Here is a 14,536-nt window from a genome sequence, read left to right as displayed (position 1 = left end):
GCCCTGGAGGAACCGACATGCGCATCGTCATTGCGCTGGGCGGCAATGCCCTGCTTCGCCGAGGGGAGCCGCTGAGCGCCGAGAATCAGCGAGAGAACATCCGCCGGGCCTGCGCACAGATCGCGCAGATCGCACCGGGCAACCAACTGGTGGTGGCCCACGGCAACGGCCCGCAGGTCGGGCTACTGGCCCTCCAGGGGGCCGCCTACAAGGACGTACCCAGCTATCCGCTGGACGTCTTGGGGGCCGAAACCGAGGGCATGATCGGCTACATCATCGAGCAGGAGCTGGGCAATGTGCTGCCATTCGAGGTGCCCTTCGCCACCCTGCTGACCCAGGTCGAAGTGGATCCGCAGGATCCGGCCTTCCAGGCGCCGAGCAAACCGATCGGCCCGGTCTACGGACGCGAAGAGGCACAGCGTCTGGCCGAACAACGGGGCTGGAGCATTGCGCCGGACGGCGACCATTTCCGCCGCGTGGTGCCCAGCCCGCGGCCGAAGCGGATCTTCGAGATCAGGCCGATCAGCTGGCTGCTGGAGAAGGGCAGCGTGGTGATCTGTGCCGGCGGCGGTGGCATTCCGACCGTCTACGACCAGCACGGACGGCTGCAAGGGGTCGAGGCGGTGATCGACAAGGACCTGTGTTCAGCGCTGCTGGCCGAGCAGCTCGCCGCCGACCTGCTGGTGATCGCGACCGATGTCGACGGCGCCTACCTGGACTGGGGCACCCCGCAGCAGCGGCGGATCGCCGAAGCCCACCCAGACCGACTGCAAGGCCTGGGTTTCGCTGCCGGCTCCATGGGACCGAAGATCGAAGCGGCCTGCCAGTTCGCACGTAATACCGGCAAGGTCGCGGTGATCGGCTCGCTCGAACAGATCGAGGCCATTGTCCGCGGCGCAGCCGGTACCCGCGTCAGCCTGGCGGCCGCAGGCCTGTGCCAGGCGTGAAAAAAAGGGCGCCAGTGGCGCCCTTCTTTTATCCCGGTGATCCTCAGTTGCCGCGACGCAGCGCCTGCGGCGAGAAATCGCGTGGGCCGAGCTTCACGTTGAAATCGTACATCGGCTCGTTGTTGTCCAGGCCGTCGACGAAGTAGTTGCCATCCTTGAGATGGTAGAGCGTCTCCAGCGTGCTGTTGAACATCGGCACGTCGTAATAGCTGATCGGATGGCTTTCCTGCAGGCCGATCAGCTGCCCCTTCTCGTCATACAGATCGACTGCCAGGATCGCCCAGCTGTCCTCGTCGATATAGAAGCGGCGCTTGTCGTAGAGATGGCTGAAGCCCTTGCGCAGCGTGGCTTCGACCACCCAGACGCGGTGCAGCTCGTAGCGCAGCAGGTCGGGGTTGAGGGTGCGCGGCTGGACGATGGTGTCGTAGGAAATGCCCTTCTGATGCACGGCGTAGCTGTTGTAGGGCATGAGCATTTCGCGCTTGCCGAGCAGTTCCCAGTCGTAGCGATCCGGGGCGCCGTTGAACGAGTCCACCACATCGGCCGTGGCCAGGCCACTGGTGTCAGGCTGCAGGGAGTCGTAGGCCAGCGAAGGCAGGCGGCGCACACGACGATCGTCCGGGCTGTAGCGCCACGCCTTGCGGGTGGTCAGTACCTGGTCGATCGGGTCCTGCACGACCAGCGCGGTGCCGGAGAGCTTGGCCGGCGCGGTGACGCGGTACTTGTAGTACAGCACGGTGTTGTCCAGATCGGCGTAGGTCATCCCCTCGCGGTTGTAGACGTAGTACACGTGCCGGTCGCGCTTGATGTAATTGGCCCGACCACCGATCACCACCGCCTGGTTGTTGATCATGTGGCTCTGGTCACCCTTGTAATGCAGGATGTGGTTCCAGATGACCTCGATGCCGCTCTGCGGGATCGGGAAGGGAATCCCGGCCGCCGCACCCTGGATGCCGTTGCCGTTGGCGATCAGCTCGGCACTGACGGCATTGAAACGAGTGGCATCGTAGATCCGCTGCGGTACCGCAGCGCTGCGGCGGGTCGGGAATACGCGCAGGTGGTAGTCCGGATAGCGCTCCAGCAGCGCCTTCATGCCTTCGGGAAGCTGGTTTTCATGTTCCTTCAGATTGTTGCGATCGACCCGGTACAGCAGCGAATCTCCGGCGAACGGGTCGGGATGATGCATGCCCGGCTCGTAGCCGGCCGGTGCCTGGACGCCACCGGTCCAGGCCGGAATGGTGCCGGCGGCATTGCCCGCCCGCTCCGCGCCCAGCGGCGTCAGGTCCTGTCCCAACCGCGCGGCCTGGGTGCTGTCCACCTTGGCCTGTGCCTGCACAGCGGCACAGGCCGCCAACAACAGAATTCCAATCTTTCCGTACATCGTCTACTCCCCCAATTATGCGCGACGCAGGGCATGGCCATGCCCGGCTGACGGCATTGCATTTGTTGTCTGGTATGGGCAGGCATGCCGTCCTGGCAGGCACTCTTCCCTGGCCGCTGTTGCGGCTCTTCGATTGGATCCGGCGAGCGATCGCGTAGGCTGGCAGGCAGGCCAGGCGGCGGCGCGGCGTCTCGGGTGTCGCTTGTCTGGCCTCGCTCAGTCGATGCGCTGGAACTTCAGGTCCCAGACGCCATGGCCGAGCCGCTCGCCGCGGCGTTCGAACTTGGTCACCGGGCGCTCCGTCGGGCGTGGCACGCAGCGTCCGTCTTGCGCCAGATTGCGGTAGCCCGGGGCGACATTCATCACCTCGAGCATGTGTTCGGCATAGGGTTCCCAGTCGGTGGCCATGTGCAGCACGCCGCCGACCTTCAGCTTGCGCCGCACCAGCTCGGCGAAGGCCGGCTGCACGATGCGGCGCTTGTGGTGACGGCTCTTGTGCCAGGGGTCCGGGAAGAACAGCAGCACGCGGTCCAGGCTGGCGTCGGCCACGCAGTCACGCAGCACCTCCAGGGCGTCGCAACTGTAGACCCGGACGTTAGTCAGTTTCTGTGACACAAGTCCGCTCAGCAACGCGCCGACGCCCGGTTTATGCACTTCCACGCCGATGAAATCCTGCTCCGGCGCCGCGGCGGCCATTTCCAGCGTCGAGTGGCCCATGCCGAAGCCGATCTCGAAGGTCCGCGGCGCGCTGCGGCCGAACACCTCATCGAAATCGCGCAGGCCATCGGCAAGCTCCAGGCCATACTTCGGCCAGCCCTGCTCCAGGCCGCGCTGCTGGCCTTCGGTCATGCGCCCGGCGCGCATCACGAAACTCTTGATGGTGCGGCGGTGCTCGGTTTGCTGCTCTTCGGCCGCGGGGTTCTGCTCAGTCATGGTCTGCCTGCAAGGTATAAAAAAGCCGGCCCCGACGAAGCGTCGAGGCCGGCCACGAAAGGTGTCAGCGAATCAGCCCTTCCAGCGGCGAGGAGGCACTGGCATAGAGCTTCTTCGGCATGCGACCGGCCAGGTAGGCCAGGCGCCCGGCCTCGATGGCGTATTTCATCGCCTCGGCCATCAGCACCGGATTCTGCGCATGGGCGATGGCGCTGTTCATCAGCACCGCCTCGCAGCCGAGCTCCATGGCGATGGTGGCGTCGGAAGCGGTGCCGACACCGGCGTCGACCAGCACGGGGACGGTCGCCTCCTCGAGGATGATGCGCAGGTTGTATGGGTTGCAGATGCCCAGACCGGTGCCGATCAGGCCGGCCAGCGGCATCACCGCGATGCAGCCCATCTCGGCCAGCTGGCGCGCGATGATCGGGTCGTCGCTGGTGTAGACCATCACGTCGAAGCCGTCCTTGACCAGCACGTCGGCGGCCTTGAGGGTCTCGATCACGTTCGGGAACAGGGTCTTCTGGTCGGCCAGCACTTCCAGCTTGACCAGCTTGTGGCCGTCGAGCAGCTCCCTGGCCAGGCGGCAGGTGCGTACCGCATCCTCGGCGGTAAAGCAGCCGGCGGTGTTCGGCAGGATGGTGTAACGCTCCGGGCTGATCACGTCGAGCAGGTTCGGCTCACCCGGGTTCTGGCCGATGTTGGTGCGGCGTACCGCGACGGTGACGATCTCGGCACCCGAGGCCTCGATGGCCGCACGCGTCTCTTCGAGGTCCTTGTACTTGCCGGTGCCGACCAGCAGGCGCGATTGATAGGTGCGACCGGCCAGGGTGAAAGGCTTGTCGTTCGGAACTGGGCGCATGGGAAATCCTCGTTCGGACGTGTTGCTGCGGGCTGTGGGCGCCGCAGAGGCGGCGTCATTCGGATGAGTGGGTGCGGTTAACCGCCGCCGATGGCGTGCACCACTTCGACCTGGTCACCTTCGCTGAGCGCGGTGCTGGCGTGCGCGCTGCGCGGCACGATATCGCGATTGAGCTCGACGGCCAGGCGGCGACCGGTCAGTTCCAGGCGCGCCAGCAGGTCGGCCACCGTCTGGCCGGCTGGCAGCTCGTAGGGTTCGCCGTTGAGTTGAATCTGCATGCTGTTCGCTGCCATTGCGAAAGGGGACGGCATTCTAGCCCGAACCACCCGGTGCACCAAGGCGCACCCCGCGGCCGTTCGTCCCGCTCAGCCGCGGATGCGCCAGCCCGCCAGCGCCAGACACAGCCAGCCCGCGAGAAAGGCGGTGCCGCCTATGGGCGTGATCATGCCGAGCTTGCCGACCCCGGTCAGCGTGAGCAGATAGAGGCTGCCGGAGAACAGCAGGATGCCGACCACGAACAGGCCGCCCGCCGCGCTCAGCAGGCGGCCGGGGCGTTGCAGCGCGAGCAGCGCGACGCCGAGCAGCGCCAGGGCATGGATCAGCTGGTACTGCACGCCGATCTGGAATACCGCGAGATGGGCGGCGCTCAGTTGGCTGCGCAAGCCGTGGGAGGCGAAGGCGCCGAGGGCGACGCCGGTCAAACCGAACAGGGCGGCAAGCACGAGATAGCTACGAATCATTGCTTTTCCGGTCGATGGCCTGAGCGGCCGCTATAATGCCCGCTCTTTTCGCCCACGACCACGTGCCATGTTGCGAAACCTGCTGCTGCGCCTGTCCAAACTGCTGCTCTGGCTGATCGCCCTTTCGGTGCTGCTGGTCCTGCTGCTGCGCTGGGTGCCGCCGCCCTTCACCGCGCTGATGATCGAGCGCAAGATCGAATCCTGGCGCACCGGCGCGGCGATCGACCTGACCCGCGAGTGGCGACCATGGCGCGAGCTGCCCGACGACCTGAAAATGGCCGTGATTGCCGCCGAGGACCAGAAATTCGCCGACCACTGGGGCTTCGACGTCGCTGCAATCCGCGCTGCCCTCAGCCACAATGAGCGAGGCGGATCTCTGCGCGGCGCCAGCACGCTGAGCCAGCAGGTGGCCAAGAACCTGTTTCTCTGGTCCGGCCGCAGCTGGCCGCGCAAGGGACTGGAGGCCTGGTTCACCGCGCTGATCGAATTGCTGTGGCCCAAGCAACGCATTCTCGAGGTCTACCTCAACAGCGTCGAATGGGGCGACGGCATCTTCGGTGCGCAGGCGGCGGCGCAGCATCACTTCGGTACCGGCGCGCCCTATCTGTCGGCCCACCAGGCCAGCCTGCTGGCCGCGGTGCTGCCCAACCCGCGACAATGGAACGCTGGTAAACCGAGCCGCTATGTGAACAATCGCGCGGCCTGGATTCGACAGCAGATGCGCCAGCTCGGTGGCAGCCATTACTTGCAGCGAATCAAACCGAACCACCCGGAATGGTGGCCGAGCTGGCTGTGAGCCGGCATGCAGCACGACCGGCGCAGCAGGACGCAGCACTACCGGTGCCTGATGACCTAGCGCCCGCTCGCCATGGTGCGATGGGGTTTGACTGTGCAGTATTCGATCGGACCCAAGAGCAACGATGAACACCTCTCTCGTCCGGCTGAGCCTGGGCTACTTCTGCCTGGCGATGCTGTGGATCCTTCTCGGCGACACCCTGCTCGGCCAACTGGTGAGCGGTGACGGCCAGGCCTGGCAGATGGGCAAGGGCGCCCTGTTCGTGACGCTCACCAGCGCCCTGCTGTTCGTGCTCGGTCGCCGGCACGTCCGTCGCTTCGATGAGCAGCAGCGCGCCCAGCATCTGCAGGAAACCAGCCTGAAGCAGGCCGCCGCGGTTTTCGACAGCACCCAGGAAGGCGTGCTGGTCACCGACCCGCAACAGCACATCGTGCACGTCAACCCGGCGTTCTCGCGGATCACCGGTTACAGCACCGAGGAAGTGCTTGGCCAGACACCGAAGCTCTTCGCCTCCGGCAAGCATGACGCCACCTTCTACCGGCAGATGTGGCAGGCACTGCAGGAAGATGGCGTCTGGAGCGGAGAGATCTGGAACCGGCGCAAGAACGGCGAGGTGTACCCGCAATGGCAGAATCTGCGCTGCATCTACGACAACGAGGGACAGCTCAGCCACTACGTGGCGGTTTTCTCCGATCTGTCGGCCCTAAAGCGCTCGCGCGAGGAGCTCGACCAGCTCGCGCATTTCGATCCGCTGGTCAACCTGCCGAACCGTCTGCTCTTCACCGAGCGCGCCAAGCAGGACCTTGAACGCGCCCGGGCGAACAAGCGCAGCGGCGCGCTGCTGCTGATCGACCTCGACCACTTCAAGGACATCAACGAAAGCCTCGGTCACAACCTCGGCGACACCCTGCTGCAGGCCGTCAGCGCGCGCCTGAGCGAGCAGCTGGAGAGCGGCATGACCCTCGGCCGCCTGGGCGGCGACGAGTTCGCCCTGCTCTGCGAGGACTACGGCGCGGAAAAGGCAACCGCCCTGGCGCTACGCATCCTCGATCGCCTGAACGAGCCTTTCCGGCTCGGCGAGCGGGAGCTGTTCAGCAGCGCCAGCATCGGCATCGTGCTCTACCCCTACCCCACCGACGTGCAGAACGTCGAGCAGCTGATGCGCAATGCCGATTCGGCGCTGTTCAAGGCCAAGAGCAGCGGCCGCTCCACCTACGCTTTCTACTCTCAGGAGCTGACCAGCCAGGCGCGCCAGCGCGTGGAGCTGGTCACCGCATTGCGCCAGGCATTGGAGCAGGGGCAACTGCGCATGGACTACCAGCCGATCTACGACCTGCGCCAGGGCAGCATCAGCGGGTTCGAGGCGCTGGTGCGCTGGCAGCACCCGGAGAAGGGCCTGATCTCGCCCGCCGTGTTCATCCCCATCGCCGAGGAGACCGGGCTGATCAGCGCCATCGACCACTGGGTTCTCCAGCAGGCCTGCCACCAGGCCCGGGAATGGCTCGGCCAGGGTCGCCCACTCGGCTTCATCGCGGTGAACATCTCCAGCCGGCTGTTCGGCAACGGCGACCTCGACCTGCAGATTGCCACTGTCCTGGCCAGCAGCGGGCTGGCAGCACGCCATCTGGAGCTGGAAATCACCGAAAGCGCCGTCATGCAGGACCCGGACGGTGCGCTGGAACTGCTGCAACGGCTGCGCGCCCTCGGCGTTCAGCTGGCCATCGACGACTTCGGCACCGGTTATTCCTCGCTACAGCGTCTCAAGCGCATGAACGTGCACAAGCTCAAGATCGACCAGGGCTTCGTCCGCGGCTTGCCGGCGGACCGCGAAGACGCCGCCATCACCCGCTCGGTGATCGGCCTGGCACATAACCTCGGCCTGAAAGTGGTTGCCGAGGGGATCGAGATTGCGGACCAGGCGGCGTTCCTTCTGGAGCAGAACTGCGACTATGGCCAGGGCTACGGTTTCGCCCGACCGAGACCGGCCGACGAGATCGACTGGCAACCCACCGCGCTCGACTACGGACAGCGCTGCCGCTCGTCGAGACCCTGACGAAGCGCTTATATCAATAGGCCATCACCGGGGGTAAGCTGACAGAACGGTCAAGGACCGCATTCCGAAAGCCCAGGTCGAAACCGGCAGGCGTTGCGCCGCCCGGCCCGATCGACCAGCGACCCGCCCGTCGGCCGAAGGTCGGCAGATCGGGTAAACACGCGTACCACAGCGAACATGATGAGCGACCCATCGATTCACCACAGTCCCCCTGGCGGCTTGCGCCAGTTCTTCACCCGGCGAAACGGTATCGCCTGGGGCATGCTGGTGTTCACGCTGCTGGTGCAGCTGGTCGTCTGGCAGAGCCTGCGCGCCAATGAGGACCGGGCCGCCCAGGAGCAGTTCCAGATGCTGGGCGAGAAGGTCACCGAGGCGATCCGCAAGCGCCTGCGCGACCATGAACAGATCCTGCTCGGCGGCGCCGGCCTGTTCGACGCGGTGGAGCAGGTCAGCCGCGAACAATGGCGGCTGTACGTCGAACGACTGGCCCTGGCCGAGCGTTATCCGGGCATCCAGGGCGTCGGCTTCACCCAGGCCATCCGTCCAGCTGAGCGAGCCGCCCATGTGGCGCGCATCCGCTCCCAGGGCTTTGCCGATTACGACATCCACCCAGCTGGCGAGCGCGAGCTGTACACCTCGATCATCTTTCTGGAACCGTTCAGCGGGCGCAACCTGGCGGCCTTCGGCTACGACATGTACGCCGAACCGATACGTCAGCAGGCCATGCAGCGCGCGGCGCAGCTCGGCGAGACCAGCATCACCGGCAAGGTGACGCTGGTACAGGAGACCCATGGCACGGTCCAGGCCGGGGTGCTGCTCTATGTGCCCGTGTATCGCCCGCACCTGCCGACAAGCACGCCGGACGAGCGCATGCAGGCGCTGCTCGGCTTCGTCTACAGCCCCTATCGGGTCGACGACCTGATGCGCGGTATCCTGCGCGCCGCCGACCTGCCGCTGGCGCTGCACATCTACGCCAGCGCCGACGAGGCACCCGAGCATCTGCTGCACGCCTCGCGCGAGGCACCTGCTCCCGGCAGCGCGCGCTACAGCGCGCTGCAGCGACTCGAACTGTACGGCCAGACCTGGACGCTGCGCATGGACAGTCGCCCCGAGTTCGAGGATCGCTTCCATGCCAACGAGGCGCTGGTATTCGGCCTCGGCCTCGGCCTCAGCCTGCTGGTGTTCTTTCTCACCTCGTCACTGGCGCTGCGTCACGGCCGCGCCCAGGCCCTGGCCGAGGAAATGACGCGGCATATCCGGCAGAGCCGGCACGACCTGCGGCTGAGCGAGGAACGTCTGTCGCTGGCGCTCAAGGGCAGCAACGACGGGCTCTGGGACCTGGACCTGGAAGCCGGCAGCATGTACGCCTCGCCCCGCGCGTGGGAAATGCTCGGCTATCGCCCCAACGAGCTGCCCTGCGACCTCAAGCTGTGGGAGCGGGTGATCGTCGCCGAGGATCTTGCCCAGCAGAAAGCCAGACTGGCGCAGACGATGCTCGCCAACGTCGACCACTTCACCACCGAGTTGCGCCTGCAGCACAAGCACGGCCATGTCGTGCCGGTGCTGCTGCGCGGCTACATCCAGCGCGACCCGCAGGGCATGGCCCAGCGCATCAGCGGCACGCTGATGGACCTGACCGAACGCAAGCGCATCGAGCAGATGAAGAACGACTTCGTCTCCACCGTCAGCCACGAGCTACGCACACCGCTGACCTCGATCAGCGGGGCGCTGGGGCTGATCGTCGGTGGCGCGCTCGGCAAGGCGCCGCCGTCCATGCAGCAGATGCTGGAAATCGCCTACAGCAACAGCCTGCGCCTGGGCCATCTGATCAACGACTTGCTGGACATGGAGAAGATCGCCGCCGGCAAGATGAGCTTCGAACTGCGCGAACACTCGCTCGGCGAGCTGCTCAAGGAATCCCTGGCGAGCAATCAGGCGCTATGCGATCAGCACGGCGTGCGCTGCAGCCTGGAGCACGCCACTGACGTGCGGGTCTGGGTGGATGGCATGCGCCTGCAGCAGGTGCTCGGCAATTTCCTGTCCAACGCCTTCAAATTCACTCCGGCGGGTGGTCACATCCGCGTCCACAGCAGCCTGCGCGGCCAGCGCGTGCGCATCAGCGTCACCGATCAGGGACCGGGTATTCCCGAAGCGTTCCGCTCGCGGGTGTTCGAGAAATTCGCCCAGGCCGATGCCTCCGACAGCCGGCAGAAATCCGGCACCGGCCTGGGCCTGGCCATTACCAAGGAGCTGATCGAGCGCATGGGCGGCACGGTCGGCTTCGATTGCGAGCCGGGCCAGGGCACGACCTTCTGGTGCGAACTGCCGATCCAGCTGCCCTCCACCGAGACCGACGGCGGCGAAGATCTGCCACGCATCCTGGTGGTCGAGGACGAGCCGGACACCGGCCGCCTGTTGCACCTGATGCTGCGCGAAGGCGGTTACGCCGCGGACCGCGTGCAGAGCCTGCACCAGGCCAGGGAAAAGCTCGCCAGCGAGCATTACGAAGCCATGACCCTCGACCTGCACCTGCCTGATGGCAGCGGCATGCAGTTGATCGCCGAACTGCGAGATAAGCCCGTGCTGCAGGATCTGCCCATCGTGGTCATCTCCGCCGCCCACCAGTTCGACCGCGCGCAGTTCCCGGAAGAGATCGTCTGGCTGCACAAGCCGATCACCAATGCGCAATTGCTGGCCGCGGTCGAGAAAGCGCGTGGGCACCGCCGTCCCGGCAGCCCGTGATCACAGTCTGAAGATGACAGGCAAAAAAAATCGCGGGAGCCGTCGGCATCCCGCGATCTATTTCTGCTGAAGGGCGTCAGGCCTGGATCGAGCCCTTGAGCTTGTTCATCGCGTTCTTTTCCAGCTGACGAATGCGCTCGGCCGACACGTTGTACTTGGCCGCCAGGTCGTGCAGGGTCGCCTTGTCCTCGTTCAGCCAGCGCTGCTGCAGGATGTCGCGGCTACGCTCGTCCAGCCCCTCGAGCGCGGCGTGCAGGCTGGAGGTGGAGCTGTCACTCCAGTCGGCATCTTCCAGCTGACGCGCCGGATCGTAGCGATGGTCTTCCAGGTAGTGAGCCGGCGACTGATAGGCGCTGTCGTCATCGGCATCGGCTGCCGGATCGAAGGCCATGTCATGGCCGGTCAGGCGGCTTTCCATCTCGCGCACTTCATGCGGCTCGACGCCAAGGCTGTCGGCCACCGCAGTCACTTCATCGTTGTTCAGCCAGGCCAGACGCTTCTTCTGGCTGCGCAGGTTGAAGAACAGCTTGCGCTGCGCCTTGGTGGTGGCGACCTTGACGATGCGCCAGTTGCGCAGGATGAACTCGTGGATTTCGGCGCGAATCCAGTGCACGGCGAAGGACACCAGCCGTACACCCATTTCCGGGTTGAAGCGCTTGACCGCCTTCATCAAGCCGACGTTGCCTTCCTGGATCAGGTCAGCCTGGGCCAGCCCGTAGCCGGAATAGCTGCGAGCGATGTGAACGACGAAACGCAGGTGCGCCAGCACCATCTGCCGAGCCGCTTCGAGATCCTGATGATAGAAAAGGCGCTCGGCCAGCTCGCGCTCCTGCTCGACGGTGAGCAGCGGGAGGCTGTTCACGGTCTGCACGTAGGCCTCGAGATTCGCTCCCGGGACTAGCGCTTGAACAGGTTGCAGAGTAGTTGTCATGCAGTACCTCCAATGACGAAGCTGCAGCAGTTTAGCATTGCCGCATGAGACTGCAAGCCTGTGGAAAAGTTCCCCTACACACCCGCTAAGCGATTGTATTAAAAGGGCTTTTTACCTTGGCGCAAGCTCGCTGAGGTGCCGTGCGACAGCCAGCCAGGCGCCGATGTAACCAAGGAGCACCGCACCGATCACCAGCGACAGCGCATCGCCGGCCGGCACGCCCTCCAGGCCGAAATCGCTGCCGTAGAGGCCCGCGAGGTTGACCACGGCTTCGTTCAGCCAGCCCAGACCGTAGACCAGCAGCAGCCAGGCGATCAGCCCCGCACCGAGGCCGTAGATGGCCCCCATGTAGAGGAAGGGGCGGCGCACGTAGCCGTCGGTACCGCCCACCAGCTTGACCACCTCGATCTCGGTGCGGCGGTTCTCGATGTGCAGGCGAATGGTGTTGCCGATCACCAGCAGCAGCGTGGCCACCAGCAACAGTGTGAGGCCGAAGACGAAGCGGTCGCCGAGCTTGAGGATCGCCGTCAGCCGCTCGACCCAGAGCAGGTCCAGCTGCGCCTGCTGCACGCCGGGCAACTCGGCCAGCTGCTGGCGCAGCGCCTCGAGCTTGTCCTTGTCCACCTCGTCCGGGGTCACCAGGATGACGCCGGGCAGCGGGTTCTCCGGCAGCTCCTTGAGCGCCTCGCCGAGGCCGGATAGCTGCTGGAACTCTTCCAGCGCCTGCTCGCGACTGATCCAGTCGGCTTCGGCCACGTCCGGCATTCCGGCCACCTGGTCGCGCAGCCGCTCGCCGGTGGCGGCGTCGACGTCCAGCTGCATGAACAGCGAGATCTGCGCAGCGCGCTGCCAGGAACCGCCGAGCCGCTCGACGTTGTCCAGCAGCAGCGCCAGCCCCATGGGCAGGCTCAGCGCCACGGCCATCACCAGACAGGTGAAGAAGCTGCCGATGGGCTGCTTGAGCAGGCGCCCGACGCTGTCCACCAGGCTCGCCCGATGGCTCTCGAGCCAGGCGTGGAACAGCGTCTTGAAATCGGGCTCGTCGCCACGCGGCTGCTCCGGCTTCTTCACCGAACCACCGACGCGCTCGGCCGTGCTTGGATTGGTTTTGGCGTTACGTTCGTTGCTCATCAGCTGGCCTCTCCGTCACCGATCAGGCGACCACGCTGCAGGGTCAGCATGCGATGGCGCATTCGTGCGATCAGCGCCAGGTCGTGGCTGGCGATCAGCACGGTTGTACCCAGACGGTTGATGTCTTCGAACACGCCCATGATCTCCGCGGCCAGGCGCGGATCGAGGTTGCCGGTGGGCTCGTCCGCCAGCAGCAGGGCCGGACGGTGCACCACGGCACGGGCGATGCCGACACGCTGCTGCTGACCGGTGGAAAGGTCCGCCGGATACTGCAGCGCCTTGTCCTTGAGGCTGACCCGCTCCAGCGCCGTCATCACCCGTTGGCCGATCTCGCGCTTGTTCAGCCCGAGGATCTGCAACGGCAGGGCGACGTTGTCGAATACGGTGCGATCGAACAGCAACTGGTGGTTCTGGAACACCACGCCGATCTGTCGGCGCAGAAAGGGAATCTGCGCATTGGTGATGCGCGACAGGTCCTGCCCGGCCAGCAGCAGCTTGCCGCTGGTGGGCCGCTCCATCGCCAGCAACAGGCGCAGCAGTGTGCTTTTGCCAGCGCCGGAATGGCCGGTGACGAAGAGGAACTCGCCACGCCTGACCTGGAAGGACAGCTCGTGCAGCCCGACGTGACCGTTGGGGTAGCGTTTGCCGACCTGTTCGAAACGGATCATGCGTCTTCCCGCTGAGCGAACAGCGCCTTGACGAAGGCATCGGCCTCGAAGGTGCGCAGATCGTCGATACCTTCGCCTACGCCGATGTAGCGGATCGGCGTGCCGAACTGCTTGGCCAGGGCGAAGATCACGCCGCCCTTGGCGGTGCCGTCGAGCTTGGTCAGCGCAAGCCCGGTCAGCTCGACCGCCTGGTTGAACTGGCGGGTCTGGTTGATGGCGTTCTGTCCGGTACCGGCATCGAGCACCAGCAGCACCTCATGTGGCGCCGACTCGTCGAGCTTGCCCATCACCCGGCGGACCTTCTTCAACTCTTCCATCAGGTTGTCCTTGGTGTGCAGGCGGCCGGCGGTGTCGGCGATCAGCACGTCGATGCCGCGTGCCTTGGCGGCCTGCACGGCATCGAAGATCACCGAGGCGGAATCCGCGCCGGTGTGCTGGGCGATCACCGGGATGCCGTTGCGCTCGCCCCAGACCTGCAGCTGCTCCACCGCTGCGGCGCGGAAGGTGTCACCGGCGGCGAGCATGACTTTCTTGCCGTCGAGTTGCAGTTTCTTGGCGAGCTTGCCGATGGTGGTGGTCTTGCCGACGCCGTTCACGCCGACCACCAGGATCACGTAGGGACGCTTGCCGGCATCGATCGCCAGCGGCTGCTCGACCGGCTTGAGCAGGCCGACGAGCTCCTCCTGCAGCGCGGTGTAGAGCGCGCCGCTGTCGGCCAGCTCCTTGCGCGAGACGCGCCGGGTGAGGTTCTGCATGATGGCGGTGGTCGCCTCGACGCCGACGTCGGCGGTCAGCAGGCGGGTTTCCAGCTCGTCGAGCAGATCGTCGTCGATGGCCTTCTTGCCGAGGAACAGGCTGGCCATGCCTTCGCCGATGCTGGCGCTGGTCTTCGACAGACCCTGGCGCAGGCGAGCGAAGAAGCCGAGCTTGGCCGGCGCTTCCGACGTGGCCGCAACGACCGGGGCAGATACCGGTTCGGGTTCGGGTTCGGGTTCGGGTACAGGGTCTGGCAGCGGCGACTCGATCACCTCGGTCGGCTGCAGATCGGCCTCGACGGCGCGAGGCTCCTCATGCTGCGGCGTGGCGGCAGGCGTTTCGACATTCGCCACGGTCTGCTCGACCGGTTCGCTGTCCGCTTGAGGCTCGGTGGCGGGCTGCTCTGCCGAAGCGGGCTGGGGCTTCTTGCGCAGCCAGCCGAACAGGCCTTTCTTCTCGCCGGGCTCGGCCGGCGTCTTCTTGTCGTCGTTGGAACCAAACATGGAGAAGGTATTCTCAAGGATGCGAAACGCCGGCAGCCAGGCTGCCGGCCTCAAAATGGGTCCTATCCTAGCACCTCGCCAAGCAGGTGCGCTAAG

At 65.6% G+C, this 14,536-nt stretch carries 13 protein-coding genes; 4 read left to right on the top strand and 9 right to left on the bottom strand.

All coding sequences use genetic code 11. From position 1 onward, the window contains the following. Positions 1 to 17 precede the first annotated feature (17 nt). Positions 18 to 947 (top strand): carbamate kinase, encoded by a 930-nt coding sequence (arcC, locus tag P5703_RS23690; protein ID WP_014598010.1) that lies wholly within the window; start codon positions 18 to 20, stop codon positions 945 to 947. Between the two features lie 43 nt (positions 948 to 990). On the opposite strand, the gene P5703_RS23685 is transcribed toward arcC, so the two are convergent. The 5 genes from P5703_RS23685 to P5703_RS23665 all read right to left on the bottom strand — a co-directional run bounded on the left by P5703_RS23685 (position 991) and on the right by P5703_RS23665 (position 4,860). Further along, complete coding sequence (locus P5703_RS23685) at positions 991 to 2,328, bottom strand: DUF1329 domain-containing protein (protein WP_011914986.1); 1,338 nt, start codon at positions 2,326 to 2,328, stop codon at positions 991 to 993. Positions 2,329 to 2,544: 216 nt separating this feature from the next. Then, complete coding sequence (gene trmB, locus P5703_RS23680; RefSeq protein ID WP_003282761.1) at positions 2,545 to 3,261, bottom strand: tRNA (guanosine(46)-N7)-methyltransferase TrmB; 717 nt, start codon at positions 3,259 to 3,261, stop codon at positions 2,545 to 2,547. Between the two features lie 64 nt (positions 3,262 to 3,325). Continuing rightward, entirely contained in the window at positions 3,326 to 4,120 is a 795-nt protein-coding gene (locus P5703_RS23675) for a thiazole synthase (protein ID WP_013984334.1), read from the bottom strand. Positions 4,121 to 4,197: 77 nt separating this feature from the next. Then, positions 4,198 to 4,398 (bottom strand): sulfur carrier protein ThiS, encoded by a 201-nt coding sequence (thiS, locus tag P5703_RS23670; protein WP_003282763.1) that lies wholly within the window; start codon positions 4,396 to 4,398, stop codon positions 4,198 to 4,200. A gap of 87 nt (positions 4,399 to 4,485) precedes the next feature. Next, on the bottom strand, positions 4,486 to 4,860 hold the full coding sequence (locus P5703_RS23665; protein WP_014598011.1) for a DUF423 domain-containing protein: 375 nt from the start codon (positions 4,858 to 4,860) through the stop codon (positions 4,486 to 4,488). A 67-nt stretch (positions 4,861 to 4,927) separates the two neighbouring features. Between P5703_RS23665 and mtgA the strand changes: the two genes are divergently transcribed. The 3 genes from mtgA to P5703_RS23650 all read left to right on the top strand — a co-directional run bounded on the left by mtgA (position 4,928) and on the right by P5703_RS23650 (position 10,451). After that, positions 4,928 to 5,656, top strand: a complete 729-nt coding sequence (mtgA, locus tag P5703_RS23660) for a monofunctional biosynthetic peptidoglycan transglycosylase (protein ID WP_020305647.1) — start codon at positions 4,928 to 4,930, stop codon at positions 5,654 to 5,656. Positions 5,657 to 5,780: 124 nt separating this feature from the next. Further along, on the top strand, positions 5,781 to 7,709 hold the full coding sequence (gene dibA / locus P5703_RS23655; protein ID WP_125872275.1) for a phosphodiesterase DibA: 1,929 nt from the start codon (positions 5,781 to 5,783) through the stop codon (positions 7,707 to 7,709). A gap of 180 nt (positions 7,710 to 7,889) precedes the next feature. Further along, positions 7,890 to 10,451 (top strand): hybrid sensor histidine kinase/response regulator, encoded by a 2,562-nt coding sequence (locus P5703_RS23650; RefSeq protein ID WP_043942283.1) that lies wholly within the window; start codon positions 7,890 to 7,892, stop codon positions 10,449 to 10,451. A 76-nt stretch (positions 10,452 to 10,527) separates the two neighbouring features. Here P5703_RS23650 and rpoH read toward each other — a convergent pair whose 3' ends face one another. The 4 genes from rpoH to ftsY form a co-directional block, all read right to left on the bottom strand. Continuing rightward, positions 10,528 to 11,382 (bottom strand): RNA polymerase sigma factor RpoH, encoded by an 855-nt coding sequence (rpoH, locus tag P5703_RS23645; protein ID WP_011914994.1) that lies wholly within the window; start codon positions 11,380 to 11,382, stop codon positions 10,528 to 10,530. 111 nt (positions 11,383 to 11,493) lie between these two features. Continuing rightward, on the bottom strand, positions 11,494 to 12,513 hold the full coding sequence (gene ftsX, locus P5703_RS23640) for a permease-like cell division protein FtsX (RefSeq protein WP_084903600.1): 1,020 nt from the start codon (positions 12,511 to 12,513) through the stop codon (positions 11,494 to 11,496). Then, positions 12,513 to 13,181, bottom strand: a complete 669-nt coding sequence (gene ftsE, locus P5703_RS23635; RefSeq protein WP_011914996.1) for a cell division ATP-binding protein FtsE — start codon at positions 13,179 to 13,181, stop codon at positions 12,513 to 12,515. Before ftsE ends, ftsX begins: the two co-directional genes overlap by 1 nt. Beyond that, the gene (gene ftsY, locus P5703_RS23630; protein ID WP_111481861.1) at positions 13,178 to 14,440 is read right to left on the bottom strand and encodes a signal recognition particle-docking protein FtsY; all 1,263 of its coding nucleotides are present in this window, start codon (positions 14,438 to 14,440) and stop codon (positions 13,178 to 13,180) included. The genes ftsE and ftsY overlap by 4 nt, the downstream gene beginning before the upstream one ends. Positions 14,441 to 14,536: the final 96 nt, after the last annotated feature.

The sequence above is a fragment of the Stutzerimonas sp. FeSN7 genome (assembly GCF_030263795.1).
In the GTDB taxonomy this organism is placed as follows: domain Bacteria; phylum Pseudomonadota; class Gammaproteobacteria; order Pseudomonadales; family Pseudomonadaceae; genus Stutzerimonas; species Stutzerimonas stutzeri.
The sequence above is the reverse complement of the archived record's forward strand: the minus strand, read 5'-3'. Positions and strand labels throughout refer to the sequence as shown.

What these genes read in the sequence shown, in the direction of transcription:
- arcC (WP_014598010.1), top strand. Translation starts at nt 18, where the DNA reads ATGCGCATCGTCATTGCGCTGGGCGGCAATGCCCTGCTTCGCCGAGGG.
- P5703_RS23685 (WP_011914986.1), bottom strand. Translation starts at nt 2,328, where the DNA reads ATGTACGGAAAGATTGGAATTCTGTTGTTGGCGGCCTGTGCCGCTGTG.
- trmB (WP_003282761.1), bottom strand. Translation starts at nt 3,261, where the DNA reads ATGACTGAGCAGAACCCCGCGGCCGAAGAGCAGCAAACCGAGCACCGC.
- P5703_RS23675 (WP_013984334.1), bottom strand. Translation starts at nt 4,120, where the DNA reads ATGCGCCCAGTTCCGAACGACAAGCCTTTCACCCTGGCCGGTCGCACC.
- thiS (WP_003282763.1), bottom strand. Translation starts at nt 4,398, where the DNA reads ATGCAGATTCAACTCAACGGCGAACCCTACGAGCTGCCAGCCGGCCAG.
- P5703_RS23665 (WP_014598011.1), bottom strand. Translation starts at nt 4,860, where the DNA reads ATGATTCGTAGCTATCTCGTGCTTGCCGCCCTGTTCGGTTTGACCGGC.
- mtgA (WP_020305647.1), top strand. Translation starts at nt 4,928, where the DNA reads ATGTTGCGAAACCTGCTGCTGCGCCTGTCCAAACTGCTGCTCTGGCTG.
- dibA (WP_125872275.1), top strand. Translation starts at nt 5,781, where the DNA reads ATGAACACCTCTCTCGTCCGGCTGAGCCTGGGCTACTTCTGCCTGGCG.
- P5703_RS23650 (WP_043942283.1), top strand. Translation starts at nt 7,890, where the DNA reads ATGAGCGACCCATCGATTCACCACAGTCCCCCTGGCGGCTTGCGCCAG.
- rpoH (WP_011914994.1), bottom strand. Translation starts at nt 11,382, where the DNA reads ATGACAACTACTCTGCAACCTGTTCAAGCGCTAGTCCCGGGAGCGAAT.
- ftsX (WP_084903600.1), bottom strand. Translation starts at nt 12,513, where the DNA reads ATGAGCAACGAACGTAACGCCAAAACCAATCCAAGCACGGCCGAGCGC.
- ftsE (WP_011914996.1), bottom strand. Translation starts at nt 13,181, where the DNA reads ATGATCCGTTTCGAACAGGTCGGCAAACGCTACCCCAACGGTCACGTC.
- ftsY (WP_111481861.1), bottom strand. Translation starts at nt 14,440, where the DNA reads ATGTTTGGTTCCAACGACGACAAGAAGACGCCGGCCGAGCCCGGCGAG.